Origin of the sequence: Streptomyces hawaiiensis (genome assembly GCF_004803895.1) — a bacterium.
GTDB lineage: Bacteria > Actinomycetota > Actinomycetes > Streptomycetales > Streptomycetaceae > Streptomyces > Streptomyces hawaiiensis.
Genome location: NZ_CP021978.1, coordinates 3,454,793 through 3,480,941 on the forward strand (window position 1 = coordinate 3,454,793; position 26,149 = coordinate 3,480,941).

Genomic DNA, 26,149 nt, shown 5'->3' on the forward strand with positions numbered 1-26,149 from the left:
GCACCTGGGGGCCTTACGGCACGCCGACGGGCTTACTTGTCGCCCTTGCCGCCCTTGTCGTCGTCGCCGGAGCTCATGGACTCGTAGATCTCCTTGCACATGGGACACACGGGGTACTTCTTCGGGTCGCGGCCCGGCACCCAGACCTTGCCGCACAGCGCCACGACGGGAGTGCCGTCGAGGGCGCTCGCCATGATCTTGTCCTTCTGGACGTAATGGGCGAAGCGCTCGTGGTCACCGTCACCGTGGGAGGTCTGCGGCGTCGGCTCTACGAGGGTCCCCGTACCAGTCCCGCGCTCGGGCTCGAGAGTGCTCATAGGGCCAAGGGTACTGAAGCTCACAGGCATCAGTTGAGCGAAGGGTCGTCCGGGTACGTCGCCACCATCGCCAGCTCGCTGCGCTGGCGGCGCAGCACCTCGCGCCACAGCCGCTCGGGAGACGGGGACGAGACGTCACCGGGCTCCGACTCGACGACATACCAGGCGCCGTCGACCAGCTCGTCCTCCAGCTGGCCCGGGCCCCAGCCGGCGTACCCGGCGAAGATCCGCAGCGAGCCGAGGGCGGAGGCCAGCAGCTCCGGCGGGGCCTCCAGGTCGACCAGACCGATCGCGCCGTGCACCCGGCGCCAGCCCAGCGGGGTGGCCTCGCCGGACGCGCCGCCGGGGACGACCGCGACCCCCAGGGCCGAGTCCAGCGACACCGGGCCGCCCTGGAACACGACACCCGGTTCCACGGCGAGTTCCCCCCAGCCCTCCAGGATGTCGCCCACGCCCACCGGGGTGGGACGGTTGAGGACGACACCGAGGGAGCCCTCCTCGTCGTGGTCGAGGAGCAGCACCACCGCGCGGTCGAAGTTCGGGTCCGCCAGGGCGGGGGTGGCCACGAGCAACCGCCCTGTGAGCGAGGACACCTCGGTCATGGCAGACATGATCCCGCATTCTCCCTTCGCGTGGGGAGGCAATGCGGCACCGGGAGGGAACGCAGCTCAGGGCGCACCGAAGCGTTCGACGCGCACGAAAGCGACGGTGACCCCATGTGCCCGGCACGGAACGGTTCGTGTTGTGACAGAGCTATGACGTGGCTGGGTCCGACTCAGGCTTACGGAAGGGGGGTGGTGGGCGATTACCCTTTCCCTCCTGGCCCCTGCCCGACTCCATGGAACGCGAGATTCATGACCGTCAACGACGATGTCCTGCTTGTCCACGGCGGAACCCCGCTGGAGGGCGAGATCCGTGTCCGCGGTGCGAAGAATCTCGTGCCGAAGGCCATGGTCGCAGCGCTGCTGGGCAGCGCTCCGAGCCGGCTGCGCAATGTTCCGGACATCCGCGACGTTCGGGTCGTACGGGGTCTGCTGCAGCTGCACGGTGTGACGGTCCGTCCGGGTGACGAGCCCGGCGAACTGGTGATGGATCCGACGCGGGTGGAGAGCGCGAACGTCGCTGACATCGATGCCCACGCGGGTTCGAGCCGGATCCCGATCCTGTTCTGCGGACCGCTGCTGCACCGCCTCGGCCACGCGTTCATCCCCGGTCTCGGCGGCTGCGACATCGGCGGCCGGCCCATCGACTTCCACTTCGAGGTGCTGCGGCAGTTCGGCGCGAAGATCGAGAAGCGGGCGGACGGCCAGTACCTGGAGGCGCCCCGGCGGCTGCGCGGTACGAAGATCGCGCTGCCGTACCCGTCCGTCGGCGCGACCGAGCAGGTGCTGCTGACGGCCGTCCTCGCGGAGGGCGTCACGGAGCTGTCCAACGCGGCCGTCGAGCCGGAGATCGAGGACCTCATCTGCGTGCTGCAGAAGATGGGCGCGATCATCGCGATGGACACCGACCGGACGATCCGCGTCACCGGTGTGGACCAGCTCGGCGGCTACAACCACCGCGCCCTGCCGGACCGCCTGGAGGCCGCGTCCTGGGCGTCGGCGGCGCTGGCGACCGAGGGCAACATCTACATCCGCGGCGCCCAGCAGCGCTCGATGATGACGTTCCTGAACACCTACCGGAAGGTGGGCGGTGCCTTCGAGATCGACGACGAGGGCATCCGCTTCTGGCACCCCGGCGGCCAGCTGAAGTCCATCGCGCTGGAGACGGACGTCCACCCGGGCTTCCAGACCGACTGGCAGCAGCCGCTGGTGGTCGCCCTGACGCAGGCCACGGGCCTGTCCATCATCCACGAGACGGTCTACGAGTCCCGCCTCGGCTTCACGTCCGCGCTGAACCAGATGGGCGCGCACATCCAGCTCTACCGCGAGTGCCTGGGCGGCTCGAACTGCCGCTTCGGCCAGCGCAACTTCCTCCACTCGGCCGTCGTCTCGGGTCCGACGAAGCTCCAAGGCGCGGACCTGGTCATCCCCGACCTCCGCGGCGGCTTCTCGTACCTCATCGCGGCGCTGGCGGCCCAGGGCACGTCCCGCGTCCACGGCATCGGCCTCATCAACCGCGGCTACGAGAACTTCATGGAGAAGCTGGTGGAGCTGGGCGCGAAGGTCGAGCTGCCGGGCAAGGCGCTCGGCTGACCCGCCCCCAACGGCCACGCCCGCCCGGCTGGGGGTCCGGGGGTCATCCCCCGGGCAGGCACAGCATGGAGAAGCTGGTGGAGCTGGGCGCGAAGGTCGAGCTGCCGGGCAAGGCGCTCGGCTGACCCGCCCCCAACGGCCACGCCCGCCCGGCTGGGGGTCCGGGGGTCATCCCCCGGGCAGGCACAGCATGGAGAAGCTGGTGGAGCTGGGCGCGAAGGTCGAGCTGCCGGGCAAGGCGCTCGGGTAGTCCCCGTACGCCGAGGGGCGGCCACCTGATTTCAGGTGGCCGCCCCTCGGCATTTCATGCGGCTCTACGTGGCGCGCCCCAAAGGGGCGCGGGGAACTGCGCGACCAGCCACAGGCGGCCCGCAGTTGCCCACGGCGCACGCAACGGGCCGCTTACTTACCCTTGGCCGCTTCCTTGAGCTTCGAGCCCGCGGAGACCTTCACGCTGTACCCGGCGGGGATCTGGATGGGCTCGCCGGTCTGCGGGTTGCGGGCGGTGCGAGCGGCACGGTGGGTGCGCTCGAAGGTCAGGAAGCCGGGGATGGTGACCTTCTCGTCGCCCTTGGAGACGATGTCGCCGACGACGTCGGCGAACGCGGCCAGCACGGCGTCGGCGTCCTTGCGAGTCACCTCGGCGCGGTCGGCCAGCGCGGCCACCAGCTCACTGCGGTTCATGTTGTTACTCCCGTGTTCATCTTGCCGTTGAGGCGTCAGATCGAAGCCGATGCTGCCAGGGTCCTCGATGAGTCCCCGGACCCGGGTCCGTCGTCAGACCCTCGCGCCCAGGGACGCATCCTGCCCCTACCTGCGGCGGGAAAGCCAATCCGGCACCCGCAGGAGTCGTGAGAACACCCTTGGGGAGTCACACGAAAAGAGGGCCTGAGCCTGCGCCACGATAGCTCCGCTGCTGACAGGGGTCTTGCGACGCGCCGGGTTCCTGGCCGCCGTGGGGTTACTCACAGTCGGGTGCAGGCGGCCCCCGGACCCCCGCAGAGGTCCGGGCGGCCCGGTCTCAGAGGCCGGTCGGGCTGTTTCCCGCAGCCGCACCGACCGCCTTGGCGGCGTCCCGCACGGCGCCGGCGACCGCGCCCGCGACCTTGTCGTTGAAAACGCTCGGGATGATGTAGTTCGGGTTCAGCTCGTCCTCGGTCACCACGTCCGCGAGGGCCTTAGCGGCGGCCAGCATCATCTCCGTGTTGACCGTCCGGGACTGCGCGTCCAGCAGACCACGGAAGACACCCGGGAAGACCAGCACGTTGTTGATCTGGTTCGGGAAGTCCGAGCGGCCGGTGGCGACAACGGCCGCGGTCTGGCGGGCGATTGCCGGGTCGACCTCGGGGTCCGGGTTCGCAAGCGCGAACACGATCCCGCCGTCGGCCATGGCGGCCACGTCGTCACCGTCGAGGACGTTCGGGGCCGAGACGCCGATGAAGACGTCAGCGCCGCGCACAGCCTCCTTGAGGGTGCCCGTGAGGCCCTCGGGGTTGGTGTTGTCGGCGATCCAGCGCAGCGCCGAGTCCGGGGCGGCGTCCACCAGGTCCTCGCGGCCCGCGTGCACGACGCCGTGGATGTCGGCGACGACGGCGTTCTTGACGCCCGCGGCGAGCAGCAGCTTCAGGATGGCCGTACCGGCGGCGCCGGCGCCGGACATGACGACGCGGATGTTCTCCATCGCCTTGCCGGTGACGCGAAGCGCGTTCGTCAGGGCGGCGAGGACGACGATCGCGGTGCCGTGCTGGTCGTCGTGGAAGACGGGGATGTCGAGGGCTTCGCGCAGCCGGGCCTCGATCTCGAAGCAGCGCGGGGCGGAGATGTCCTCGAGGTTGATGCCCGCGAAGCCCGGGGCGATCGCCTTGACGATCTCGACGATCGCGTCGGTGTCCTGGGTGTCGAGGCAGATCGGCCAGGCGTCGATTCCGGCGAACCGCTTGAAGAGCGCCGCCTTGCCCTCCATGACGGGCAGCGCGGCCTTGGGGCCGATATTGCCCAGTCCCAGCACGGCGGAGCCGTCCGTCACGACCGCAACGGAGTTGCGCTTGATGGTGAGGCGGCGGGCGTCCTCGGGGTTCTCGGCGATCGCCATGCACACGCGGGCCACGCCCGGCGTGTAGACCATGGACAGGTCGTCACGGTTGCGGATGGGGTGCTTGGACGCCATCTCGATCTTGCCGCCGAGGTGCATGAGGAAGGTCCGATCCGAGACCTTGCCCAGGGTGACGCCCTCGATGCCGCGGAGCTCCTCGACGATCTCGTCCGCGTGCGAGGTCGACGACGCCGCGATGGTGACGTCGATACGGAGCTTCTCGTGACCGGACGCGGTGACGTCGAGGCCGGTCACCGAGCCTCCGGAGGACTCCACGGCGGTGGTGAGCTGCGAGACGGCGGTTCCGCTCGCGGGCACCTCCAGCCGGACCGTCATCGAGTAGGAGACGCTGGGCGCCGTTGCCATGGCCGACTTCCTCTGCTTTCACCTGACGCTGAGTTGTGCCGTCCGATCGTCGCACCTACCGCTGAGTAGCAGGTAGCCGCCCTCGATTGCGAACGTTTTGTTCGCGGAATGGGCCAACGAAAAGAGACCCACGTCACGTGGACGTGGGTCTCTTCCCAAGTAAGTGGCACCGGCCCGCCATGCTCGCCTCGCGGCAAGTGGTCGCTCGTAGCGACGAAGGTTGGGCCCGGGGGCTTGGATCGAGCCGGTGCCACATCCAGGCTAACAAACAGATCCCGTAAGGCCATTCCCGTACCGGTAGTTCATTTCGCCGACAAGTGGGTATCGGGCCTCAGTCCCTGAGCAGGTCCGGAACTCCCGCCGCGTCGGGCTCGTCCCGGCCGGCCGAGACGATCGTGAGCCGCTGGGTGGCCCGGGTCAGGGCGACGTAGAGGACGCGCAGGCCGGCCGGGGACTCGTCGGCGATCTCCGCCGGGGAGACCACGACCGTCGCGTCGTACTCCAGGCCCTTGGCCTCCAGGCTGCCGAGGGCCACGACCCGGTCACCGAGCCCGGCCAGCCAGCGGCGGGCCTCCTCGCGGCGCTGCATGGCGACGACCACGCCGACCGTGCCGTCGACGCGCTCCAGCAGCCGGGCCGCCTCATCGCGGACGGTCGCGCCCAGCGTGTCCTCGACAACGGTGAAGCGGGGTTCGACACCGGTGGAGCGGACCGCCTTCGGCGACACGGAGCCTGGCATGGCGAGGGCGAGGACCTTCGAGGCCAGTTCGGCGATCTCGGCCGGGTTGCGGTAGTTCACCGTGAGCTCGAAGCGGCGGCGGGGGCGGGTGCCGAGGGCCTCGTCGCGGGCCTGGGCCGCCTCGTCCGGGTCGGACCAGGAGGACTGGGCCGGATCGCCGACGACCGTCCAGGTGGCGTGCCGGCCGCGGCGGCCGACCATGCGCCACTGCATCGGGGTGAGGTCCTGGGCCTCGTCGACGATGACATGGGCGTACTCGACGCGTTCCTGCGCGAGGCGCTCGGCGCGCTCGCGCTGCGACTCCTCGCGCACCGGCATCAGCTCCTCCAGGCCGGTGAGCTGGTCGAGCGGGTCGAGTTCGCGTTTCCTGCGGGGGCGGGCCGGGGCGCCGAGGACGGCCTGCAGTTCGTCGAGCAGGGCGATGTCGTGCACCGTGCGGCCCTCGCGCCGCAGTGAGCGGGCGACCTTGCGGACCTCGCCGGGGTTGAGGATCCGCCGGGCACAGCGGCCGAGGCGGCGTTCGTCGGCCATGGCGTCCAGGACGGCCGCCGGGGTCAGCTCCGGCCACCAGGCGTCGAGGAACGCGATGAAGGCGTCCTCGGAGGTGATGTCCTCGTCGAAGGAGGAGCGCAGCTCGGCCGCGAGCTCCGGGTCGCTGTGCCGGCCGGCCGCGCCGGACTGCTCCCACAGGGCGTCCAGGAGGAGTTTGCGGGCGCGGGGGCGCAGCAGATTGACGGGGGCGGTGCCGCCGAGGGCGGCGTGGCGGATGCCGTCCAGCTCCCGGGCCTGCAGTTCCAGGCGGCGGCCGAAGGCGACCACGCGCAGCCGGGCCGGTGGATCGTTCATCTCCAGGGCGCCGCGCGCGGCTTTCCGCAGCACCTTGAGCATGCGGGAGGAGCCCTTGGCGCGGGCCACGGCGGGGGAGTCGTAGAGCGTGGCCTCGCTGCCGTCGACCAGAGAGCCGATGGCGCGGATGGCGACCTGGCCCTCCTCGCCGAGGGAGGGCAGCACGCCCTCGGTGTAGGCGACGAGCAGCGGGGTCGGCGAGACGATCAGGATGCCGCCCGCGTAGCGGCGCCGGTCCTGGTAGAGGAGGTAGGCGGCGCGGTGCAGGGCCACGGCGGTCTTGCCGGTGCCGGGGCCGCCCTCGACGTACGTCACGGAGGCGGCGGGGGCGCGGATGACCAGGTCCTGCTCGGCCTGGATGGAGGCGACGATGTCGCGCATGGTGTGGCTGCGGGCCTGGCCGAGTGCGGCCATCAGGGCGCCGTCGCCGATGACGGGCAGCTCTTCGCCGTCGAGGTACGCCGTCAGCTCGGGGCGCATCAGGTCGTCCTCTACGCCGAGGACCTGGCGGCCCTTGGAGCGGATGACGCGGCGGCGGACGACACGGCCGGGGTCGACCGGGGTGGAGCGGTAGAAGGGTGCGGCGGCCGGGGCGCGCCAGTCGATGACCAGCGGGGCGTAGTCCGCGTCGAGGACGCCGATGCGGCCGATGTGCAGGGTCTCGGCGATGTCGGCGGTGTTGTCGGGGCGTACGGCCCCCTCCGCCGGCTCGATCGCGGTGTACGCCCCGTCAGGGCCCTTCTTGCCGTCCTTGCCGGTCAGCAGGTCGATACGGCCGAAGAGGAAGTCCTCGAACTCGTTGTTCAGCCGGCTGAGGTGGATGCCCGCGCGGAAGACCTGGGCGTCCCGTTCGGCGAGTGCGCCCGGGGTGCCGACCTGGCCGCGGCGGGCCGCGTCCTGCATGAGGAACTCCGCCTCGTGGATCTTCTCCTCGAGGCGCCGGTACACCCGGTCCAGGTGTTCCTGTTCGACGCTGATCTCCCGGTCACGAACCGAATCGTGCGCCGAACCGACCGCGTCTTGTCTGTGAGCCTGAACGGCCACCGGGCCCCCTTCTGACGTGCTGGGCAGCCGTCAACCGTACGCGAAGGGGACCCTCGGAAGCTACGGGCTGGCGGGCAGGCGCGGGACCTGTTGTCCCAATGACGCCTGCCGGATGACCGGACAAGCCTATGCGTCGACCTCGACCAGGCGCTTTCCGTCGAACTCCACGACCTCGAAGTGGTCGATCTGGTTCGGGTCGAACGCGGCGCCGCCTTGGACGTAGAGGGGTTCCTTGGCCTTGTCCGTCTTGGCGTCGGGGATGCCGTAGCCCCACTCCGGGACGGACCAGGAGGCCAGGGTCTCGCGCTCGCCGTTCTTTCCGACCGCGACGAGGGCGCACTTCAGCGGGCCCCTGACGTTCTTCAGCTCCAGGACCGCGCCCGTGCCCCAGTCCTTCTTCTGCACGGCGACCGTCGCGGAGACCTTGGTGGTCGGGTCGGTGGCGGTGATCTTGTCGGAGATGCCGTCGAAGGCGGCCTTGGCGGGGCTCGCCGCGAGCGGGCGGTTCTCCGCGCCGCTGCCGCCGTCGCCGCCGTTCGTCGCGACCGCGACGAAGGGGCCGCCGATGATCAGCGCACCGGCCGCGGCCACCATGTAGAGGCTGCGGCGGCGCTTCTGGGCGCGGCGGTCGGCGACCTCGTCGACCAGCTTCTCCACCAGGCGCGGGCGGGGCTTCGCGGACAGCGACTCGCCGATCGCGGGTGTGCTGCCGGAGCCGGGCAGATCGGCGAGGGCGGCGAGCATCGGTTCCATGCCGGCCAGTTCGTCGAGCTGCTGGGCGCACCATTCGCAGGTGGCGAGGTGGGCTTCGAAAGCGGTTGCTTCGGCGTCGTCGAGGATGCCGAGGGCGTAGGCGCCGACGGTCTCGTGCTCGTTCGGCACCGGAGATTCCTGCATGGGGCCAGACATACCCATGCCTCCCGTACCGAACCCTTCGTTACCCCCGTAAACACTCATCACGCCGTCACCCCCCGCTCCTCCAGTGCCAGCTTCATGGAACGCAGGGCGTAGAACACCCTGGAGCGGACGGTTCCGCTGGGTATGCCCAGGGTCTCGGCCGCCTCGTTGACGGTACGCCCCTTGAAATACGTCTCGACGAGCACCTCCCGGTGGGCGGGGGTCAGGTCGTCGAGTGCGTCCGAGAGAGTCATCAGCCACAGCGCCTTGTCGATCTCGTCCTCCGCGGGGATGACCTCCAGCGGCGACGGATCGACCTCCTGCGGCCGGGCCTGCCGGCTGCGGTGGCCGTCGATGACGATGCGCCGGGCGACCGTCACCAGCCAGGGGCGTACCGATCCGGTCGCCCGATTGAGCTGACCGGCGTTCTTCCAGGCACGGATGAGCGTCTCCTGGACGACGTCCTCGGCGCGCTGCCGGTCTCCGGCGACCAGGCGCAGGACGTATGCCAGCAGGGGTCCGGCGTGTTCGCGATAGAGCGCACGCATCAGCTCCTCATCGGGTTCCGAGGGCTGGGACATGCGATGTCGGGCCCTCGGTGCACGTTCATTGGCCACGACGGAATCCTTGCGCACGCCCACCTCCGGTGTCCGGGGGTTCCCCCAGTCGGTCGCTCCACATGCCGTACGGATGCGAGTGGTTGGGCGTTCAAAGAGACCCGACAGATTTCTTCCGGATGACGTGACGAGCGGGACATGGGGTCACATTCCCACCCCGCGTTCTTTACATTTCCGCCACAACGGCAAGATCAAGCCAGGCCTTCCCTACGGTGGCGTAGGTAAACGGCATGTAATCGAAATCACTTCGACAGTGGGATCGCAGAAGTCGCATTTAGGACAGGGAAATTGAGTGCATGGACCACTCAATTCCGTTTCAGGCGCGGTCGAGTGCCGCGCGGCGACGATGCCGGGCGACGCGTTCGCGGTTTCCGCAGACCTCACTTGAGCACCAGCGCCTTCTGCGTCCCCGGGAGGTGTCGAGGTACACGATGGGGCAGTTGTCCCCCTCGCACTGGCGCAGGGCGGCGCGGGCGACGGGGTCGGTGAGCAGGTCCACGGCGTCCCGGGCGACGGCCGCGAGCAGGGCGGCGCAGCCGGGCGGGCCGTCCAACCGCCGCAGCAGCTGGCCGTCTTCGCCGCGGACCGCGCGCGGGGCCGGGGGCGCGGTACGGGCCAGGTCGTTGACCCGGGCGAGCGCGAGGTCGTACGTCGCGACTCCGGGTCTCGGCCGGCAGCGCACCAACCGGTCCACCTGGGCGCGCAGTTCGCGGAAGGACAGCAGCCAGCCGGTGTCGGCGTGGGCCAGGGCGGTGTCCACCGGGACGAGTCCCGAGCCGGTGATCCAGGCGCACAGTACGTCCACGGAGTCGAGCCGCTCCTCCGGGTGCGTGGTGGAGAGCAGATCCAGGCAGATCCGCCCGGCGTCGAAGCGCAGCTCGTAGGGGGCCGTGGCCGTACCCAGTGCCATGTGCCTGTCACCGCCTAGGGTTCACCCCGGTCGCGAGGGCTTCGGTGAGACGCCAGTGAGACGGCCGGGAAACCGTTCCCTCTTACAGTGCCTGCCCGCCACGACGCCGGAAACCCCTCGCACACACCTCGACGCGTCGGATGCCCGGACGGCCCCCGCGTTCACGCCACGCCGGGGGCCGGGCGCCACGCCCCGACGGACTCACGCGGGGCGATCCGCCCGCGCCACGAGCGCCGCGCTCGCGGCGGCCGGACCCCGCGAGCATGGCACTCCGGCCGGACTCCCCGGGACACCCCGCACGCACCGCGAACACCACGCCCCGGCGGCCGGGCTCCCGCAGGGCGTCCCGCTCGGGCCGCGAGCGCCACGCTCGTGGCGGCCGGACCGCCGCGGACATCTCACCCCCGCGAGCACCACACCCCCACCGGAGCCCCGGCGGAGCTCCCCGCTCGGGCCCTTGGAGCGATGGCGGATGACGTGTTCTGGCTCAACCTCCGGACGGGGTCACGCGTCCGCGTACTTCGTCTCCGCGGTCGGATCGAGGGCCAGGCGGTAGCCGCGCTTGACCACCGTCTGGATCAGCTTCGGGGTGCCGAGGGCCGTGCGGAGGCGGGCCATGGCGGTCTCCACCGCGTGTTCGTCGCGGCCGGAGCCGGGCAGGGCGCGCAGGAGGTCCGCGCGGGCGACGACCCAGCCGGGGCGGCGGGAGAGGGCGCGCAGGAGGGACATGCCGGCGGGCGGAACCGGTTTGAGGTGGCCGTCGACCAGGACGGCGTGGCCGCGGATCTCCACGCGGTGCCCGGCGACGGGGAGGGAGCGGGCCCGCCCCGGCAGTTCCTGGCAGAGGAGCTGGACCAGGGGACCGAGCCGGAAGCGTTCGGGCTGGATCGTGTCAATGCCGCGGGATTGCAGGGGCAGGGCGGTGACCGGGCCCACGCAGGCCGACAGGACGTCGTGGCTCAGGGCCGCCAGGACGTCGTCGAGCAGTCCGCGGTCCTCCGCCCGGGAGAGGAGGGAGGCCGCAGCCGGGGCACTGGTGAAGGTGACCGCGTCCAGGGCCCGGGCGACCGTCGCGTCCAGCAGGCGGTCGACCGGCGTGATGTCCTCCGGCGGCATCCAGCGGTAGACGGGCACCCCGAGCACCTCGGCCCCGCCCTCCCGCAGCGCCTCCACGAACCCGGGCAGCGGCTCACCGTGCAGCTGGATCGCGATCCGCAGACCGTCGACGCCCTCCTCCAGCAACCGGTCCAGCACCTCCGCCATGGACTCGGACGACGGCGACCACTCCTCCGTCAGCCCGGCGGCCCGGACCGCGCCCTTGACCTTCGGCCCGCGCGCCATGATCCGTACGCCGCCCAGCCGCGCCAGCAGATCCTCGCCCAGGCCCCAGCCGTCCGCGGCCTCGACCCAGCCGCGGAAGCCGATCGCGGTCGTGGCGACCACGATGTCCGGCGCCCGCTCGATGATCTCCTTCGTCGCGGCCAGCAGCTCACTGTCGTCGGCGAGCGGCACGATCCGCAGGGCGGGGGCGTGCAGGACGGCGGCTCCGCGTCGCTGCAGCAGCACCCCGAGCTCATCAGCCCGGCGCGCGGCCGTCACACCCACGGTGAAACCCGCCAGGGGTCCGTGGTCCGGTCGCTGTTCTTCCTCGTACATGGCTCTCGTCCCGCATCCAGTCGTCGTACTTCGTGGGTACGGCGTACCTACATGCCGATCGAGCCTGTCAACGGCTCGTGACAGGCCCGGATCGGCATGATGTCGCTGGTGTTACGTCACACCTCGGCGTAGCTGAGCTGCGGCTTCGCCTCCGAGGTCGCCGAGGTGACGGGTACCCGGGGAGCCGTACGGCGAAGGTATACGGCCCAGGTGACCACGAAGCAGACCGCGTAGAAGGCCAGGAAGGCGACGAACGCCCCGGTGCCCGAGCCGTAGGAGAGGAAGGACTGGCGGAAGGCGAGGTTGATGCCGACACCGCCCAGCGCGCCCACCGCGCCGATCAGGCCCATGGAGGCCCCGGAGAGCCGCCGCCCGTACGCCGCCGCCTCCTCGCCCTCCAGTCCCTTGGCCAGGGCCTTGTTCTGGAAGATGCCCGGGATCATCTTGAACGTCGAGCCGTTGCCGAGCCCGCTGAGCACGAACAGCACCACGAACGCCCCGGTGAACAGCGCCAGCGACTTCTCCATGGAGGCGCCGATCAGGACCGCCGTCGCCACACCCATACCGACGTAGTTCCACAGGCTGATCTTCGCACCGCCGTGCCGGTCTGCGAGCCAGCCGCCGAGGGGCCGGATCAGCGAGCCGAGGAGCGGGCCGATGAAGGTGACGTACGCCGCCTCCAGCGGGGTACGTCCGAACTGGTTCTGCAGGACCTGGCCGAAGGCGAAGCTGTAGCCGATGAACGAGCCGAAGGTGCCGATGTAGAGGACGGACATGATCCAGGTGTGGGCGTCCCGCGCGGCGTCCTTGGCGGCGCCGGTGTCGTTCTTGACGTTCTCCAGGTTGTCCATGAAGAGCGCGCCCATGACGGCGGCCACGAGGATCAGTGGAATGTAGATCCCGAGCAGCACGCGCGGCCCGCCGCCCGCGCCGATGATCGCGAGCGCGGCCAGCTGGATCACCGGCACGCCGATGTTGCCGCCGCCCGCGTTCAGGCCGAGGGCCCAGCCCTTCTTCCGCAGCGGGAAGAAGGCGTTGATGTTGGTCATGGAGGAGGCGAAGTTGCCGCCGCCGATACCGGCGAGCAGGCCGACGAGCAGGAACGTGGAGAACGAGGTCCCCGGCTTCATCACGGCGAATGCGGCGACGGTCGGGATCAACAGGAGGGCCGCGGAGATGATCGTCCAGTTCCGCCCGCCGAAGATCGCCACGGCGAAGGTGTAGGGGACGCGGACGACGGCGCCGACCAGCGTGACCATCGAGGTCAGCATGAACTTGTCGGCGGGGGTCAGTCCGTACTCCGGGCCCATGAACAGCACCAGCACGGACCACAGGGTCCAGATCGAGAAACCGATGTGTTCGGACAGCACGGAGAAGAAGAGGTTCCGGCGGGCGACCTTCTCCCCGGTCTCCTTCCAGAACGTCTCGTTCTCCGGATCCCAGTGCCGGATCCAGCGTCCGCCCTTGCTCGGGGGTGCGGGTGCCGTGCCAGGGCCTGTCATGACGCCTCCACTGTGCTCCGGGGCTCGGTGGTACTCCGAGTACTGATCCCGAAGGTAGGGAGGACGCGTTTCCTGCCTGTGGCACCGGGTGACCGCGAGGGAACTTTGCTCTCACCCCTGGCTCGGGCGGGATGAGAGGTTCCGGGAGGTTTCCGTGTCAGCGCTGCGGGGGCTGCCCGTGAGGGTTCTGCTGAGGCTGGGGGTGGGGGTGGTGGTACGGCTGGCCGTACGGGCCGGGGGGCTGCGCACCGTAGGGGCCGGGCGCGGGCCGGCCCTGATACGGCGCCTGCGCGGGCTGACCGCCGTAGGGACCAGGCGCGGGCGGACCCGGATAGGCGCCCGGGGTGGCCTGACCGGGGTACGACCCCGGGGCGGTCTGACCGGGGTACGCACCGGGCTGGGGGGCGTACGGCCCAGGCGCCTGCTGCGCGTACGGCCCACCCGCGAACGGATTGCCCTGCCCGGGCATCTGCGCCCCCGGCGGCAGATACCGCAGCCGCCCGTTCTCGTCGTTCACCGGCATGAAGCCCGCCGCCTGCAACCGGGCCGCGAACTTGGCGTTGCGCTTGCGCGTCACCACGAGACCGATGCCGAAGACCGCCATGAGCAGCAGCCACACCACACCGGCCGCGACGAAGTCGGTGGCCTCACCCCCGAAGCGGAAGGCGAGGATCACACAGCCGAGAGTGACGCCCAGGGCCCCGTACCCCATGCGCTTCTCGGCGCTCTTGCCGGTGAGGTCGAAGTTGATGCGGGCCCTGAGGAGTTCGAAGGCGTCGGGCACGAGCGGCGGCAGGGAGACGCCGTCGGCCGCGTTGGGGTACTGCGCCCAGTTCTGCCCGGCCCGGGCCCGGGCCTGCGGGCTGGGGTCGGGCAGGATCAGCATGGTGAGTGCGCCGTTGCGGCCGCTGCTCTGACGGACGTCGGCGTACTCGTAGCCGAACTGCTGGGCGACGAAGGCCAGTCGTGCGAGCTTCTTCACGGATGCCATCGGGCTGGTGAGTTCGACCGGTTCCCCGCTCGCCATCAGCCGCAGCATCTTCTGTATCTGCCGCTTACTCATCCCCACCGCTCCCGCCCGCCACTTTGTTCACAAGCGCAACCCGGGCAGTTTTCCACACCGGTGGGCCGGCTCAGCCGCCGGGTGCCGCGCGCCTTCGGCTCCCGCGAGTCCTCAGCCGCGGCTCCCCTGTCGGCCACAGCCGCGGCTTCTGCTTCGCCGCCAGGTCCTCCGCCCAGCCGAACGCCAGGACACAGCAGCCGATCAGGACCCAGACCAGGGCCAGCACCGGCCAGACGCTCTCCAGCAGCCCGGGCGCGTTCTGCTCCAGCAGGGGGAAGCCCCACAGCTGGTCCCACAGGGTCGCGGCGATCAGGATGCAGGTGTTGTGCCACAGGTAGATGGTCACGGCCCGGGAGTTGAGCAGCGTGATCGTCCCCGCGAGGGGGCGCAGCCGGCGCGGCCACTCCTTCCAGGACGGGCTGAGGTGCAGCAGCAGGAAGACCGTGCCGAAGGACCACAGGGCCTGGGCCAGGGGCATGCTGTCCAGGTCGTTGCCGGTGCCGAAGTCGTGGTGCAGGGCGTACCAGAGGCCGGCCAGGGCGATGACGGGGGCGACGGACGGCACGACGTAGCGCGGCAGCCGCCGCAGGATTCCCTCCTGGTGGGCCATGCCGAGGATCCAGCAGGCGCCGAAGGTGGAGAAGTCCGTGAGCGCCGAGGGGATCCGCTCGCCGGGCAGCGTGAGCCAGCTCTGCTCGAAGGCGACCGCCAGGGCGATCGGCGCGAGGATCGTGACGACCGGCAGGGCGCGCAGGGCCTTCAGCAGCACCGGGGACAGCAGGACGTACCAGAGGTAGGCGCGGATGTACCACAGCGGGCCCGCGAGGTCCGCGGCCCAGTTCTCGCCGATGAAGCCGTGGACGCCGGGCAGCCCCTCCGCGTACGGCGGGTCGCTGAGCGGGACGATCCAGAAGGTGAGGTGGAGCAGCCACCAGCCGGGGTGCCCGTCCGCGTCCGGGCCCCAGCCCTGGAAAACCATGCCGGTGACGCCGACGACGCCCAGCAGCCACAGCGGGGGCAGCAGCCGGCGCATCCGGCCGCGGATCACCTGCCCGGCCGGGCGCTTGAGCGAGCGGGCCATGAGGTTTCCGGCGAGTGCGAACATCACGCCCATGGACGGGAACACCAGCGGCAGCCAGGCCCAGCCCGTCAGGTGGTACAGCACGACACGGAACAGGGCGAGGGCCCGCAGCAGATCGAAGTACCGGTCACGGCCCGGCTTCTCAACCGGGGCCGGTTCCTTCGGCGCGGCCTCGGCGAGGGGGGTCGCGTGCGTGGTCATCCGACCGGCCTCCCGTCCATCTGCGGCTTCGCGGCCGAACCGGCCCCGGGCAGGCCCACCGCGCCCGTGCGCCGCAGCTTCTGCCAGCGCAGCCGGCCGCCGGTGAGGGCGGTGATCCAGGACTGGAGCAGGACGACGTACATGAGCTGGCGGTAGAGGAGCTGCTGGAGCGGGAGTGAGATCAGGTGGGTCATGCGTTCCTTGTCCAGGTGGAACGCGTAGGCGGCGCACACCCCCTGCACGGCGAGAACGCCCAGCCAGGCGCCGATGGTCTTCTCCGTGGGGCCGAACACCAGGCCGTACAGCAGGAACACGTCGATCAGCGGGGCCAGCAGCGGCGCCACGACCATGAACATCGACACCAGCGGCATGCCCACCCGGCCGAAGCGGCCCGAGGGCCCCCGCTCGACGATGGACTTGCGGTGCTTCCAGATGGCCTGCATGGTGCCGTACGACCAGCGGTAGCGCTGGGACCACAGCTGCTGGACGGACTCCGGGGCCTCGGTCCAGGCGACGGCCTTCTCGGCGTACACCACGTGCCAGCCGTCGCGGTGCATGGCCATGGTGATGTCGGTGTCCTCGGCGAGCGTGTCGTCGCTCATGCCGCCGACGCGTTCCAGTGCGCTGCGCCGGAACGCCCCGACCGCGCCGGGGATGGTGGGCATGCAGCGCAGTACGTCGTACATCCGGCGGTCGAGGTTGAAGCCCATCACGTACTCGATGTGCTGCCACGCGCCGATGAGCGAGTCCCGGTTGCCGACCTTGGCGTTGCCCGCGACGGCGCCGACGCGCGGGTCGCCGAAGGGCTGGACGAGTTCGCGGACGGTGGTCGGTTCGAAGACGGTGTCGCCGTCCATCATGACGATCAGGTCGTACCGGGCGTTGGCGATGCCCCGGTTGAGGGCGGCGGGCTTGCCGGCGTTGAGCTGGCGGACGACGCGTACGCCGGGCAGGTCGAGGTTCTCGACGATGCGGGCGGTGCCGTCGCTGGAGCCGTCGTCGATGACCAGCACCTCGATGGGGTGGTCGCTGGCGACCAGGGAGCGGACCGTCTGCTCGATGCACTTTGCCTCGTTGTAGGCGGGCACGAGGACGGACACCGGTTCCGTGATGGGTTCGCCCCAGCGGAAACCGCGGCGCCGGACCCTGCGGGCGTGCGCCACGGAGAGGATCAGCATCAGCCCGAGCCGCCCGAAGACCAGCACACCGACGACGGCGAGGCCGGCGACGAGGACCCCGGTCATCTTCTCGGACGCCTGCACCAGGAAGACCCACGCCTCGCCCTTCAGCGACTCCAGCCCGGCGACCGGGGTGTGCGCGCTGGGGGCGTCGAGTGCGGCGGTGAGGGTCTTGAAGCGGTAGCCCTTTTCCTGCAGCCCGGAGACGTACCGGTCGAGGGCGGCGACGGTCTGGGAGCGGTCACCGCCGGAGTCGTGCATCAGCACGATGGCGCCGTCGCCGTTCTTCGGCGTGGCGTTGCGGATGATCTGCTCGGCCCCGGGCCTGCGCCAGTCCTCGCTGTCGGTGTCGTTGACGATGGTGATGTAGCCCTTGCTGCCGATGTACTCGGTGACCGGCCAGGTGTTGTTGTCCATGTTCTGGGCGAACGAGGAGTAGGGCGGGCGGAACAGCGAGGTGCGGATGCCGGCCGCACCGGCGAGCGCGAGCTGGTTCTGCGACAGCTCCCAGTCGACCCGGCTCCTGCTCTGCAGCGACAGGTCCGGGTGGTTGAAGGTGTGCAGCCCGATCTCGTGGCCCTCGTCGACCATGCGCTGGACGAGGTCCGGGTAGCGGGAGGCCATGGTGCCGGTGATGAAGAAGACGGCGTGGGCGTCGTGCTTCTTCAGCACGTCGAGGACCTTGGGCGTCCACATCGGGTCGGGACCGTCGTCGAAGGTCAGCACCAGCTCGCGGTCCGGGAGATCCAGGCTGGCCGGCTTCCCGCCCCGGGTGTCGATGACGGGGCCGCCCTCGAGGATGTGCTTCGGGACGCGGTCGTTCGCCGCGGGCGGCCCGACGCGGTGGTCGGCGAGGACCTCGCTGTGCACGTATCCGCGCAGCATGAGCATCGCCCCCAGGGCGACGAGCACGAGCAGGGGCAGCAACAGACGCATGGGCAGGCGCCGGCGCCTGGAGCCGCCACGGGCTCGTGACGCGGGCCCGGAACGGCGGGTACGGGATGCCATGGGTGGTGGTACTCCGGGTGGTGCGGGATGGGGTGGTACGGGGACGGAAGCGGGCGGACGGTGGGACGGGCCCGGCCTCTCGGGGACGTCGCAGCTGTGCGGAATGGGGCGCACTCCGCGACGTCTTGGGGCCCCGCTGCGCGAGCGGGACGGGTGAGTCGGAGCGGATGATCGCGAGGTGGCCGCGCTCCGGAAAGCTCGGGATACCTCCGGCCGGCCCGGTGTTGGGCAGTCGCCCGGCCGGAACCGCGGTGGAGCGGCGCCCGGAGCGGTGGGCGGCGCTTTCGCGGACGCGGTCTAGACGGCGGCGGGCGTCCCGGCGACGGGCTGCGGCTCGGCCGGGCCCTCGGCGACGGTGCCGCCGTCGCCGCCGGTCCCCGTCGTCTCGGTGGGCGGGGCCGTGGGCTCGCCCGTCGGTGTCGGGTCGGTGACCGGGGTGCTCGGCGGGTCCACCGGTTTGGTCGGAGCCGGGTCGGTGACCTTGGGGCCGGGTACCGGAGCGGTCCGGCTCGCGGTCGGCGTGGGCTCGGTGGACGTGCCGGTACGGCCGGGCCCGGCGGTGGCATCGGGTGCGGCGGCGCTGGGGCCGGGCGCGGGGGCCGTGGCCTCACCGGTCGCGGGCGCACTGGCCGGTGCGGTGACGCCGGTGTCCGAGGCCGGTGCCGACTCGGCGGGCAGCGGCGGGGTGTCGACCTGCCCGGCCGGAGGGTTGTCCCCCTTGGTCGGCACGGGCAGCCACGGGGCGTTGGAGTTGCCCGACAGCAACGTGGCGACGATGACGACGGCGTAGACCCCGCAGGCCAGGGCGACGGCCATGCCGATCCGGCGGTAGCGGCGGCTGCGGCGGCCGGACTCGTCGACGAAGACGGGCCGGTCGGCGGCCTCGGCGCCCGGGCTCTCCTTGGCCTGCCGCAGGAAACCCTCCCGGAGCTGCACGGCGTCGAGCTGGACGGTGACCTCGTGCGGATCGTGGGTCTGCCCGGCCGCGTCGGAGGTGTCCGCCGGCGGTTCGGCTCCGGCTTCCTCCTGCCAGGGGTCGCGGACCGAGGTCCGGTTCCCCTGTTGCGGGGCGAGCGAGTCGGCCTCGCCGTCGCTCTGGCGGGGAATGCCGCGCAGTATGTCCGTCCCGGGCAGCCGGTGGCCGGCCGTCCGGACCTCACGGCCGGGGAAGACCTGCGTGGCTCTCCCGTCCCGGACTCTGCCGTCCGACGGGAGCTCCCCGGTAGCCGTCGCGGCCTCGGGCCACTCAGGTTGGGCGTCTTCTCGCCACTGTTTCATGCGCACGCACTTCCCCCCACGGGATGGTTCAGGTGCGCTTGACGACCTGAGCACCCGCCGTCGGATCGGGCCCCCACCCGTCCGAACGCCCCCTCTTACCACAACGTGCTCAGGCGTCGAATGTAGCGCACGCGCAGGTTCTGTGTGGGCGCCGTGTCGAATCGTGTCAACCGTGAGACGCCATGAGGACATCGTCGCCGGCCGGAATCCAGGCACCCGCGGGCCTGCGCAGCCACCCCGTTTCCGCAGCCAGACGGGCCGCCGCCCGGCGCAGCGCGTCGAACGCGGGGTGGGTCAGGCCCTTGCGCCACACCAGGGAGACGGGGGACAGCGGAACCGGGTCGACCAGGGGCCGCACCACCATCGACGGCAACGCCGGGAACTCCACGACGGCCAAGACCGGATTGCGCGTCCTGGCCATGAGCCGCTGGAACTCCTCGTCTCCGACGGCCAGTGGCGCGGGTGGCGCGATATCGATGCCCCGTCCCTCGAACAGCAGCCGCGCCAGGCCGGTCCACTCCGGGGTGCGCGGATTGCCGGCGCCCGCGTAGACGCTCTCGCCGGCCAGCTCGGCGAGCGGCACGGAATCCCACGCGGCCAGCCGGTGGTCCTCGGGCAGTACGACCGCCATCGGCTCGAACCGCACGGGCTGGTGGTCGAGCCCGGCCCGCAACGCCGGGTCCAGCCCGGCGAACCGTCCGAACGAGGCGTCCAGCCGGCCGGCGAGCAGTTCACCGGCGGCTCCGGTCAGGCCGCTCTCGTAACGGGCCATCAGCTCATGCCGCGGGGCGAGTTCACGGGCCTCGTGCAGCACGCGGCGCGGTGTGACCAGGCCCGGGGAGTTGAGATCGACCAGCAGCGGCCGGGCCTGGTCGAAGGCGGCGAGCAGTTCGTCCTGCGCCCCGAGCACCCGGCGGGCGTACGGCAGCAGACGCTCCCCGTCGGGGGTGAGCGTCACCTGCCGGGTGGTCCGCACGAACAACTCGGCCCCGAGCTCCCGCTCCAGCCGCCGCACGTCCCGGCTGAGCGCCTGCTGAGCCACATGCAACCGCACCGCGGCCCGCGTAAAGTGCAACTCCTCGGCAACGGTGACGAAGCCACGCAGCAGACGGGGGTCGAGATGAGCGGACATGCGGTGAACCTACAGCGGGCGCCAGGCCGGGAGAGCCAGGCCCGGGGGGCCTGGGCTCAGGGGGCCTGCGCTCAGGAAGCCTGGACCCGGGGGGCCTGCGCTCAGGAGGCCTGGGCCCGGGGGGCCTGCGCTCAGGGTCCGATGTCCCGGGACGTTTCCCCCTCGCCCGGCCGGACGTCCGCGTCCGTCACGCCTTCCGTACCCTTCACACCCTCCGCACCGGCCGGCACCGGAGCCTGCCCCACCCGGTGCCGTGGTACCGACCGCATCGGTGGTCTGGTCAGGGTGATCTGGCGGACGACCTGCTGGAAGCAGGCGAGGGCGGCGAGGCCGGGCAGGGCCGCCGCCGCGGTGCCGAGGATCGTGCGGGGCGCCTGGACGACGCACAGCAGCACGGCGATACAGGAGAAGACCAGGACCACGCACCAGGAGTGCACGGCCCGGCGCTGGTGCAGCGCGGCCCGCAGGACGGACAGGGAGCCCACCAGCCAGGGCCCGTAGACCAGCAGGGGCCACCAGGTGCGCAGGCCTCTCGCCGCGGGGGACACGGCGACCAGGCGCAGGGGGTCGTAGGCGACCATGCCGCTCAGGAGGCTCACCCCGGAGGCGATGACGGCCGCCAGGGCGGCAACGAGGAAGCTGGTGGTGCGGAGCATGCCCGGGGCCTTGCGGGCCCGGACTTTGCGGTGACGCCGGGGGACCTCACGGACGGGCGGCAGTTCCTCGGTGATGTCCTGGAGCCGCCGCATGTGGGTGCCCGGGACAGAGGCGGGGGCCGGATCCGGGGCCGGGGCCGGGTCCTCGTCCCGGGGGGCGGGGACCCTCGCCGCCTGCTCCCCGAGGGCTTCCTCCAGGATGAACGCCAGTTCCTCGGCCGGGTCCCAGGTCGGGTCCGGTGGCGTCAGCGGGGTGATGAAATCCCGGGCCGGAGCCCGATGCCGGCCGGTGCCCTCTACTTTGTCGTACATGGCGCGGCCCGACTATTCCGCAAGCGCGAAAGCGGGCCAATCCGTCGCACTGATCCACCGTCGGGCGAGATCCTTTTCCAGCGCGCTCATGGCGTCGATGAAGTCGCGCAGAACCGGCTCGGTCACCTGCAGCGTGACCGGGCAACCGGCTTTTGTGAGCGTTCCGTTGACTGTCGCCGACGAGTGCGCTGGAGCCGGAATGTAGGTGTAGGGGCCGAGCGTTACCGCCCAGCCGTTTTTCCTCGTCGCCTCGGTCATGTACCGACTAACCGTCGGCCCACTTCGGCGGATGCGCGGCAAACGAGTGAAGGATTTTCCCGAATGAACATCTTTTCCATGCGTCATGAGGAGCATTAGGAATCTCCATATCTCTGTATGAAGAACAGGGAGCGAATGTTTTCCGCCATGCCCTTCCGGCCTGCCCCGCCACGGATTCACAACCCAGGTGCGTGACTGCGCGCGGAACAGGTGTTGGACCTCTTGATCGTCCCCGGGGGACGGTGGACGCATGCCGCAACTCTCCCCGTACCGCCGCCTGTTCCGCCTGCCGGGCGCCCGCGCGTTCACCGCCGGGAACCTCATCGCCCGGCTGCCGATGGGCATGTTCAGCGTCAGCGCGGTCGTGATGATCGCCGGGACCCGGGGCTCCTACGCCCTCGCCGGTGCCGTCACGGCGACGGGACTCGCGGCGACCGCCCTGGTCGCGCCGTGGACCGCCCGGCTGGTGGACCGGCACGGCCAGGCCCGGGTCGCCCTGCCCGCCACGGTGATCGCCGTCCTCGGCTCCCTCTCCCTGCTGCTGTGCGTGCGCCACGACGCCCCGGACTGGACCCTGTTCGCCTCCTACGCCGCCACCGCGACCACCCCCAACACCGGCGGCATGTCCCGGGCCCGCTGGGCATATCTGCTGGCCGGCGACCCGGAGGCGCTGCACACGGCCAACTCCTTCGAGCAGGCGGCGGACGAACTGTGCTTCATGCTGGGCCCGGTGCTCGCGGCCTTCCTGTGCGGGGCGTTCTTCCCCGAGGCGGGCACCCTCGTGGGCGCGGTGCTGCTGCTGGCCGGCATGGTCCTGTTCACCACCCGGCGTGCGACGGAGCCCCCGGTCCGCGCGCACATACCCGGCAAGGCGCCCCTGCGCGCCCCCGGCATCCCCCCGCTGCTCGCGGTCTGCCTGGCGATGGGCGGCATCTTCGGCGCGACGGAGGTCGTCACGCTGGCGTTCGCCGACGCCCAGGGGCGCCAGTCGGCGGCCGGTGTCGTGCTCGCGCTCCAGGCCGCGGGCTCCTGCGGGGCGGGCCTGCTGTACGGCGCCGCGAAACCCGCCGGCCCGGCCGCGGCCCGGCTGCCCTGGTGCGTGGCGGCGATGGCCGCGCTGCTGGCGCTGCCGCTGCTGGCCGCGGCCCTCACAGGTTCGCTCCTCGTCCTGGCGGCCGCGCTGCTGGTCGCCGGGATGGCGACGGCCCCGACGATGGTCACCACCATGACGCTGGTCCAGCAGCGCACCCCCGAGGGCCGGCTGAACGAGGGCATGACCCTCGCGGTGACCGGCCTGCTCGGCGGCATCGCCTGCGGCAGCGCGCTCGGCGGATGGACGGTGGAGCACCTCTCTCCGACGGCGGGTTACGGCGTCCCAGTGGCGGCGGCGGCCGTGGCCCTGGCGTTGTCCCTGCGCAGCGGTTCGAATCGCTTCACCAAGTGCCTCGCACCCCATTGACGCCCTCGCGCACCCCGCATACGTTCGATCGTCGAAGCGCTTCGACGTCATGCGCCGGGAGAGTAGGGACCCCCACATGAAGTTCACCGACGGCTACTGGCTCCTGCGCGAGGGCGTCACCGCGGCCCACCCGGCCCAGGTCCTCGACGTCACCGAGTCCGACGGCGCCCTGGAGATCCACGCGCCGACCCGGACCGTCCGCTCCCGCGGCGACCTGATGACCGGCCCGGTCTTCACGGTCAGGGCGCACACCCCCATGCCGGACGTGATCGGCCTGACCCTGACCCACTTCACCGGCGGGGAGCCCCGCGGCCCCGAGTTCGAACTCACCACCTCGGACACCACCGCACAGATCTCGTACGACGACGAGCACGCGACCCTGACCTCCGGCGACCTGTCGGTCCGGCTGACCCGCGGCGGCCCCTGGCACGTCGAGTTCCTCGCGCACGGCCGCAGGCTCACCAGCAGCGGCCACAAGAACGCGGGCATCATGCGGGACGCCTCCGGCGCGCACCACCTGCGCGAACAGCTGGTCCTGACGGTCGGCACGTCCGTCTACGGCCTCGGTGAGCGCTTCGGCCCGCTGGTGAAGAACGGCCAGGTCGTCGACATCTGGCAGGCCGACGGCGGCACATGCAGCGAACAGGCCTACAAGAACGTGCCGTTCTACCTCACGGACGCGGGCTACGGCGTCTTCGTCGACCACCCGGGCCAGGTGTCCTTCGAGGTCGCCTCGGAAGTCGTCTCCCGGGTGCAGTTCAGCGCGGAGACCCAGGAGCTGACGTACTACGTCATCCACGGCCCCACCCCGAAGGAGATCCTGCGCAAGTACACGGCCCTGACCGGACGCCCGGCCCTGCCGCCCGCCTGGTCGTTCGGCCTGTGGCTGTCGACGTCCTTCACGACCTCGTACGACGAGGAGACGGTGACGTCCTTCATCGACGGCATGAAGGAGCGTGAACTGCCGCTGTCCGTCTTCCACTTCGACTGCTTCTGGATGCGGGAGTTCAACTGGTGCGATTTCCGGTGGGATCCACGGGTGTTTCCCGACCCCGAGGGCATGCTGGCCCGGCTGAAGGCCCGTGACCTGCGCGTCTCCGTGTGGATCAATCCGTACATCGCCCAGCGCTCCCCGCTGTTCGCCGAGGGCAAGGCGCTCGGGCATCTGCTGAGGCGACCGGACGGCGGCGTCTGGCAGTGGGACATGTGGCAGCCCGGCATGGCCCTGGTCGACTTCACGTCACCGGCCGCCCGCGACTGGTACGCCGCCAAGCTGGAGGCACTGCTCGCGCAGGGCGTCGACTGCTTCAAGACCGACTTCGGCGAACGGGTACCCCTCGACGTGGTCTGGTCCGACGGCTCGGACCCGGAGCGGATGCACAATTACTACACGTACCTGTACAACCGCACGGTCTTCGAGGTGCTCCGCAAGCACCGCGGCGAGCAGGAGGCCGTCCTCTTCGCACGGTCGGCGACGACGGGGAGCCAGCAGTTCCCCGTGCACTGGGGCGGCGACTGCGAGGCGACGTACGAGTCGATGGCGGAGTCGCTGCGCGGCGGACTGTCCCTCGGCCTGTCGGGCTTCGGGTTCTGGAGCCACGACATCGGCGGCTTCGAAGGCACCCCCACCCCGGCCCTGTTCAAGCGCTGGCTGGCCTTCGGCCTGCTCTCCTCCCACAGCCGCCTGCACGGCAGCAGCTCCTACCGCGTCCCCTGGCAGTTCGACGAGGAGTCGGTCGACGTGGCCCGCCACTTCACCCGGCTGAAGCTCCGGCTCATGCCCTACCTGTACGAGACGGCCCGCACGGCCCACACCGAGGGCCTGCCCGTGATGCGGGCCATGGTGCTGGAGTTCCCCGACGACCCGGGGTGCGCGCACCTGGAACGGCAGTACATGCTCGGCCCGGACCTGCTGGTCGCGCCGGTGTTCAGCGACGAGGGCGACGTCACGTACTACGTCCCCGAGGGCACGTGGACGCACTTCGTCAGCGGCGAGACGGTGACCGGCCCGCGCTGGGTGCGCGAGCGCCACGGCTTCCTGAGCGCGCCGCTGCTGGTCCGGCCCGGCGCGGTGATCCCGGTCGGCGCGCGGGACGACCGCCCGGACTACGACCACGCCGACGGGGTGAAGCTGCGGGCGTACGGCCTGCGACCCGGCGACGAGGTGACGGTGCCGGTCGGGGACGTGACCTTCACGGTCGTCCGCTCGGGGAACACCCTGCGGGCGACGTGCGGCGCCCCGGAAGCCGCCTGGAGCCTGGCCGCGGGCGAACGCGAGGTCCAGGCGCCGCCCGGCACGGGCCTGCTCACGCTGGAGCTCGGCTGATGGTCAAGATCACGGACGTGGCGCGACGGGCCGGGGTCTCCCCCAGCACCGTCTCCTACGCGCTGAGCGGCAAGCGGCCGATCTCCGACGAGACCCGGCGGCGCGTCGAGGCGGCCGCACGCGACCTGGGCTACCGGCCCCACTCGGGCGCCCGCGCTCTGGCCTACGGCGAGCCCAACGTCCTGGCCCTGGCGGCGCCGCTCCGCGCCGGCGTGCACGTCCCGGTGGTGATGCGGCTGGCGGTGTCGGTGGTGACGACGGCCCGCGCGCACGACCACGACGTCCTGCTCCTCACTCAGGAGGAGGCCGGGGAGGGTCTGAGCCGGGCCCTGGGCACGGCCTCGGTGGACGGGCTGCTGCTGACGGACGTCGAACTCCACGACCCCCGCCTCCCCCGGCTCCGCTCCCTGGACCGTCCGTCGGTCCTGATCGGCGTCCCCGCGAACCCGCACGGCCTGACCTGCGTCGACCTCGACTTCCAAGCGGCGGGTGAGGCCTGCGTGAACCACCTGGCGGAGCGGGGCCACCGGACGGTCGCCCTGGTCGGCTCGCCCCCGGAGGTCTACCTCCGCGAAACGGCCTACGCCCACCACCTCATGCGGGGTTTCACCACGGCCGCCGGCCACCACGGCCTGACCACGTCCGTCCAGCCGGGCGACCCCGACCCCGCCACGGCCCCACGGCTCGCCGAGCGGCTGCTGCGCGAACACCCCGCCCTCACCGCCGTGGTCATCCACAACGAACCCCTCCTGGAACCGCTTATCCAGGCTTTCCGGGGGCTCGACCTGCGGATCCCCGACGACCTGTCGGTCATCGCGCTCTGCCCCGACGACCTCGCGACGACGGCCTGCGGCCCGGTCACCTCCGTCACCCTGCCGGCTGCGGAGCTGGGCAGCCGCGCGGTGGAACTCCTGATGCGGAAACTGCACGGCACCCCCGTACCGCGGACGACGCTGCTGCCCCCACGCCTGACGGAACGGGCCACCACGCGCCAGGCATGACAAAGGCCCCGCCGC

21 protein-coding genes are annotated in these 26,149 nt (G+C 71.3%); 4 read left to right on the forward strand and 17 right to left on the reverse strand.

What is annotated here, in order from left to right; all coding sequences use genetic code 11:
• Positions 1 to 32 precede the first annotated feature (32 nt).
• Both CEB94_RS15845 and CEB94_RS15850 read right to left on the reverse strand, forming a co-directional pair.
• Positions 33 to 317 (reverse strand): DUF3039 domain-containing protein, encoded by a 285-nt coding sequence (locus CEB94_RS15845; RefSeq protein WP_175432851.1) that lies wholly within the window; start codon positions 315 to 317, stop codon positions 33 to 35.
• Between the two features lie 29 nt (positions 318 to 346).
• A complete protein-coding gene (locus tag CEB94_RS15850; protein WP_175437017.1) occupies positions 347 to 919 on the reverse strand; it encodes a YqgE/AlgH family protein in 573 nt (190 codons plus the stop codon).
• A gap of 252 nt (positions 920 to 1,171) precedes the next feature.
• On the opposite strand from CEB94_RS15850, the gene murA reads away from it, so the two are divergent.
• Positions 1,172 to 2,512 carry a UDP-N-acetylglucosamine 1-carboxyvinyltransferase gene (gene murA, locus CEB94_RS15855; RefSeq protein WP_175432852.1) on the forward strand — a complete coding sequence of 447 codons (1,341 nt, stop codon included), beginning with the start codon at positions 1,172 to 1,174 and terminating at the stop codon, positions 2,510 to 2,512.
• A 402-nt stretch (positions 2,513 to 2,914) separates the two neighbouring features.
• On the opposite strand, the gene CEB94_RS15860 is transcribed toward murA, so the two are convergent.
• From CEB94_RS15860 to CEB94_RS15930, 15 genes are all read right to left on the reverse strand, one after another.
• On the reverse strand, positions 2,915 to 3,196 hold the full coding sequence (locus tag CEB94_RS15860; protein WP_003990598.1) for an HU family DNA-binding protein: 282 nt from the start codon (positions 3,194 to 3,196) through the stop codon (positions 2,915 to 2,917).
• Between the two features lie 337 nt (positions 3,197 to 3,533).
• The gene (locus tag CEB94_RS15865) at positions 3,534 to 4,970 is read right to left on the reverse strand and encodes an NAD-dependent malic enzyme (RefSeq protein ID WP_175432853.1); all 1,437 of its coding nucleotides are present in this window, start codon (positions 4,968 to 4,970) and stop codon (positions 3,534 to 3,536) included.
• A gap of 331 nt (positions 4,971 to 5,301) precedes the next feature.
• Positions 5,302 to 7,626, reverse strand: a complete 2,325-nt coding sequence (locus CEB94_RS15870; RefSeq protein WP_425472544.1) for a HelD family protein — start codon at positions 7,624 to 7,626, stop codon at positions 5,302 to 5,304.
• A 99-nt stretch (positions 7,627 to 7,725) separates the two neighbouring features.
• Complete coding sequence (locus tag CEB94_RS15875; RefSeq protein ID WP_281292503.1) at positions 7,726 to 8,556, reverse strand: anti-sigma factor family protein; 831 nt, start codon at positions 8,554 to 8,556, stop codon at positions 7,726 to 7,728.
• Positions 8,556 to 9,077 carry a sigma-70 family RNA polymerase sigma factor gene (locus CEB94_RS15880; RefSeq protein ID WP_010039908.1) on the reverse strand — a complete coding sequence of 174 codons (522 nt, stop codon included), beginning with the start codon at positions 9,075 to 9,077 and terminating at the stop codon, positions 8,556 to 8,558. Before CEB94_RS15880 ends, CEB94_RS15875 begins: the two co-directional genes overlap by 1 nt.
• A 352-nt stretch (positions 9,078 to 9,429) precedes the next feature.
• Positions 9,430 to 10,023 (reverse strand): CGNR zinc finger domain-containing protein, encoded by a 594-nt coding sequence (locus CEB94_RS15885; RefSeq protein ID WP_175432856.1) that lies wholly within the window; start codon positions 10,021 to 10,023, stop codon positions 9,430 to 9,432.
• Between the two features lie 504 nt (positions 10,024 to 10,527).
• Positions 10,528 to 11,679, reverse strand: a complete 1,152-nt coding sequence (locus tag CEB94_RS15890) for a uroporphyrinogen-III synthase (protein ID WP_175432857.1) — start codon at positions 11,677 to 11,679, stop codon at positions 10,528 to 10,530.
• A gap of 116 nt (positions 11,680 to 11,795) precedes the next feature.
• Positions 11,796 to 13,181, reverse strand: coding sequence for a nitrate/nitrite transporter (locus CEB94_RS15895; protein ID WP_175432858.1), 1,386 nt, complete (start codon positions 13,179 to 13,181; stop codon positions 11,796 to 11,798).
• Between the two features lie 157 nt (positions 13,182 to 13,338).
• A complete protein-coding gene (locus CEB94_RS15900; RefSeq protein WP_175432859.1) occupies positions 13,339 to 14,244 on the reverse strand; it encodes a hypothetical protein in 906 nt (301 codons plus the stop codon).
• Positions 14,245 to 14,314: 70 nt separating this feature from the next.
• Positions 14,315 to 15,526, reverse strand: coding sequence for an acyltransferase family protein (locus CEB94_RS15905; protein ID WP_175432860.1), 1,212 nt, complete (start codon positions 15,524 to 15,526; stop codon positions 14,315 to 14,317).
• Positions 15,523 to 17,712: a bifunctional polysaccharide deacetylase/glycosyltransferase family 2 protein gene (locus CEB94_RS15910; RefSeq protein WP_175432861.1), complete on the reverse strand. Its 2,190-nt coding sequence runs from the start codon at positions 17,710 to 17,712 to the stop codon at positions 15,523 to 15,525. Before CEB94_RS15910 ends, CEB94_RS15905 begins: the two co-directional genes overlap by 4 nt.
• Before the next feature lie 297 nt (positions 17,713 to 18,009).
• A complete protein-coding gene (locus tag CEB94_RS15915) occupies positions 18,010 to 18,990 on the reverse strand; it encodes a hypothetical protein (RefSeq protein WP_246111808.1) in 981 nt (326 codons plus the stop codon).
• A gap of 166 nt (positions 18,991 to 19,156) precedes the next feature.
• Complete coding sequence (locus tag CEB94_RS15920; protein WP_175432862.1) at positions 19,157 to 20,122, reverse strand: LysR family transcriptional regulator; 966 nt, start codon at positions 20,120 to 20,122, stop codon at positions 19,157 to 19,159.
• A gap of 131 nt (positions 20,123 to 20,253) precedes the next feature.
• Positions 20,254 to 21,090 carry a hypothetical protein gene (locus CEB94_RS15925; RefSeq protein WP_246111809.1) on the reverse strand — a complete coding sequence of 279 codons (837 nt, stop codon included), beginning with the start codon at positions 21,088 to 21,090 and terminating at the stop codon, positions 20,254 to 20,256.
• Between the two features lie 12 nt (positions 21,091 to 21,102).
• The gene (locus tag CEB94_RS15930; protein ID WP_175432863.1) at positions 21,103 to 21,348 is read right to left on the reverse strand and encodes a hypothetical protein; all 246 of its coding nucleotides are present in this window, start codon (positions 21,346 to 21,348) and stop codon (positions 21,103 to 21,105) included.
• Between the two features lie 250 nt (positions 21,349 to 21,598).
• Between CEB94_RS15930 and CEB94_RS15935 the strand changes: the two genes are divergently transcribed.
• From CEB94_RS15935 to CEB94_RS15945, 3 genes are all read left to right on the forward strand, one after another.
• Positions 21,599 to 22,807, forward strand: a complete 1,209-nt coding sequence (locus CEB94_RS15935; protein WP_175432864.1) for an MFS transporter — start codon at positions 21,599 to 21,601, stop codon at positions 22,805 to 22,807.
• Positions 22,808 to 22,883: 76 nt separating this feature from the next.
• Positions 22,884 to 25,133, forward strand: coding sequence for an alpha-xylosidase (yicI, locus tag CEB94_RS15940; protein ID WP_175432865.1), 2,250 nt, complete (start codon positions 22,884 to 22,886; stop codon positions 25,131 to 25,133).
• Positions 25,133 to 26,134: a LacI family DNA-binding transcriptional regulator gene (locus tag CEB94_RS15945; protein ID WP_175432866.1), complete on the forward strand. Its 1,002-nt coding sequence runs from the start codon at positions 25,133 to 25,135 to the stop codon at positions 26,132 to 26,134. The genes yicI and CEB94_RS15945 overlap by 1 nt, the downstream gene beginning before the upstream one ends.
• Positions 26,135 to 26,149 lie beyond the last annotated feature (15 nt).

Coding starts and splice junctions, on each gene's coding strand:
- murA (WP_175432852.1), top strand. CDS start 1,172: ATGACCGTCAACGACGATGTCCTGCTTGTCCACGGCGGAACCCCGCTG.
- CEB94_RS15875 (WP_281292503.1), bottom strand. CDS start 8,556: ATGAGTGTTTACGGGGGTAACGAAGGGTTCGGTACGGGAGGCATGGGT.
- CEB94_RS15885 (WP_175432856.1), bottom strand. CDS start 10,023: ATGGCACTGGGTACGGCCACGGCCCCCTACGAGCTGCGCTTCGACGCC.
- CEB94_RS15905 (WP_175432860.1), bottom strand. CDS start 15,526: ATGACCACGCACGCGACCCCCCTCGCCGAGGCCGCGCCGAAGGAACCG.
- CEB94_RS15860 (WP_003990598.1), bottom strand. CDS start 3,196: ATGAACCGCAGTGAGCTGGTGGCCGCGCTGGCCGACCGCGCCGAGGTG.
- CEB94_RS15900 (WP_175432859.1), bottom strand. CDS start 14,244: ATGAGTAAGCGGCAGATACAGAAGATGCTGCGGCTGATGGCGAGCGGG.
- CEB94_RS15945 (WP_175432866.1), top strand. CDS start 25,133: ATGGTCAAGATCACGGACGTGGCGCGACGGGCCGGGGTCTCCCCCAGC.
- CEB94_RS15865 (WP_175432853.1), bottom strand. CDS start 4,970: ATGGCAACGGCGCCCAGCGTCTCCTACTCGATGACGGTCCGGCTGGAG.
- CEB94_RS15920 (WP_175432862.1), bottom strand. CDS start 20,122: ATGTCCGCTCATCTCGACCCCCGTCTGCTGCGTGGCTTCGTCACCGTT.
- CEB94_RS15845 (WP_175432851.1), bottom strand. CDS start 317: ATGAGCACTCTCGAGCCCGAGCGCGGGACTGGTACGGGGACCCTCGTA.
- CEB94_RS15925 (WP_246111809.1), bottom strand. CDS start 21,090: ATGTACGACAAAGTAGAGGGCACCGGCCGGCATCGGGCTCCGGCCCGG.
- CEB94_RS15895 (WP_175432858.1), bottom strand. CDS start 13,181: ATGACAGGCCCTGGCACGGCACCCGCACCCCCGAGCAAGGGCGGACGC.
- yicI (WP_175432865.1), top strand. CDS start 22,884: ATGAAGTTCACCGACGGCTACTGGCTCCTGCGCGAGGGCGTCACCGCG.
- CEB94_RS15915 (WP_246111808.1), bottom strand. CDS start 18,990: ATGAAACAGTGGCGAGAAGACGCCCAACCTGAGTGGCCCGAGGCCGCG.
- CEB94_RS15935 (WP_175432864.1), top strand. CDS start 21,599: ATGCCGCAACTCTCCCCGTACCGCCGCCTGTTCCGCCTGCCGGGCGCC.
- CEB94_RS15910 (WP_175432861.1), bottom strand. CDS start 17,712: ATGGCATCCCGTACCCGCCGTTCCGGGCCCGCGTCACGAGCCCGTGGC.
- CEB94_RS15890 (WP_175432857.1), bottom strand. CDS start 11,679: ATGTACGAGGAAGAACAGCGACCGGACCACGGACCCCTGGCGGGTTTC.
- CEB94_RS15880 (WP_010039908.1), bottom strand. CDS start 9,077: ATGTCCCAGCCCTCGGAACCCGATGAGGAGCTGATGCGTGCGCTCTAT.
- CEB94_RS15930 (WP_175432863.1), bottom strand. CDS start 21,348: ATGACCGAGGCGACGAGGAAAAACGGCTGGGCGGTAACGCTCGGCCCC.
- CEB94_RS15850 (WP_175437017.1), bottom strand. CDS start 919: ATGACCGAGGTGTCCTCGCTCACAGGGCGGTTGCTCGTGGCCACCCCC.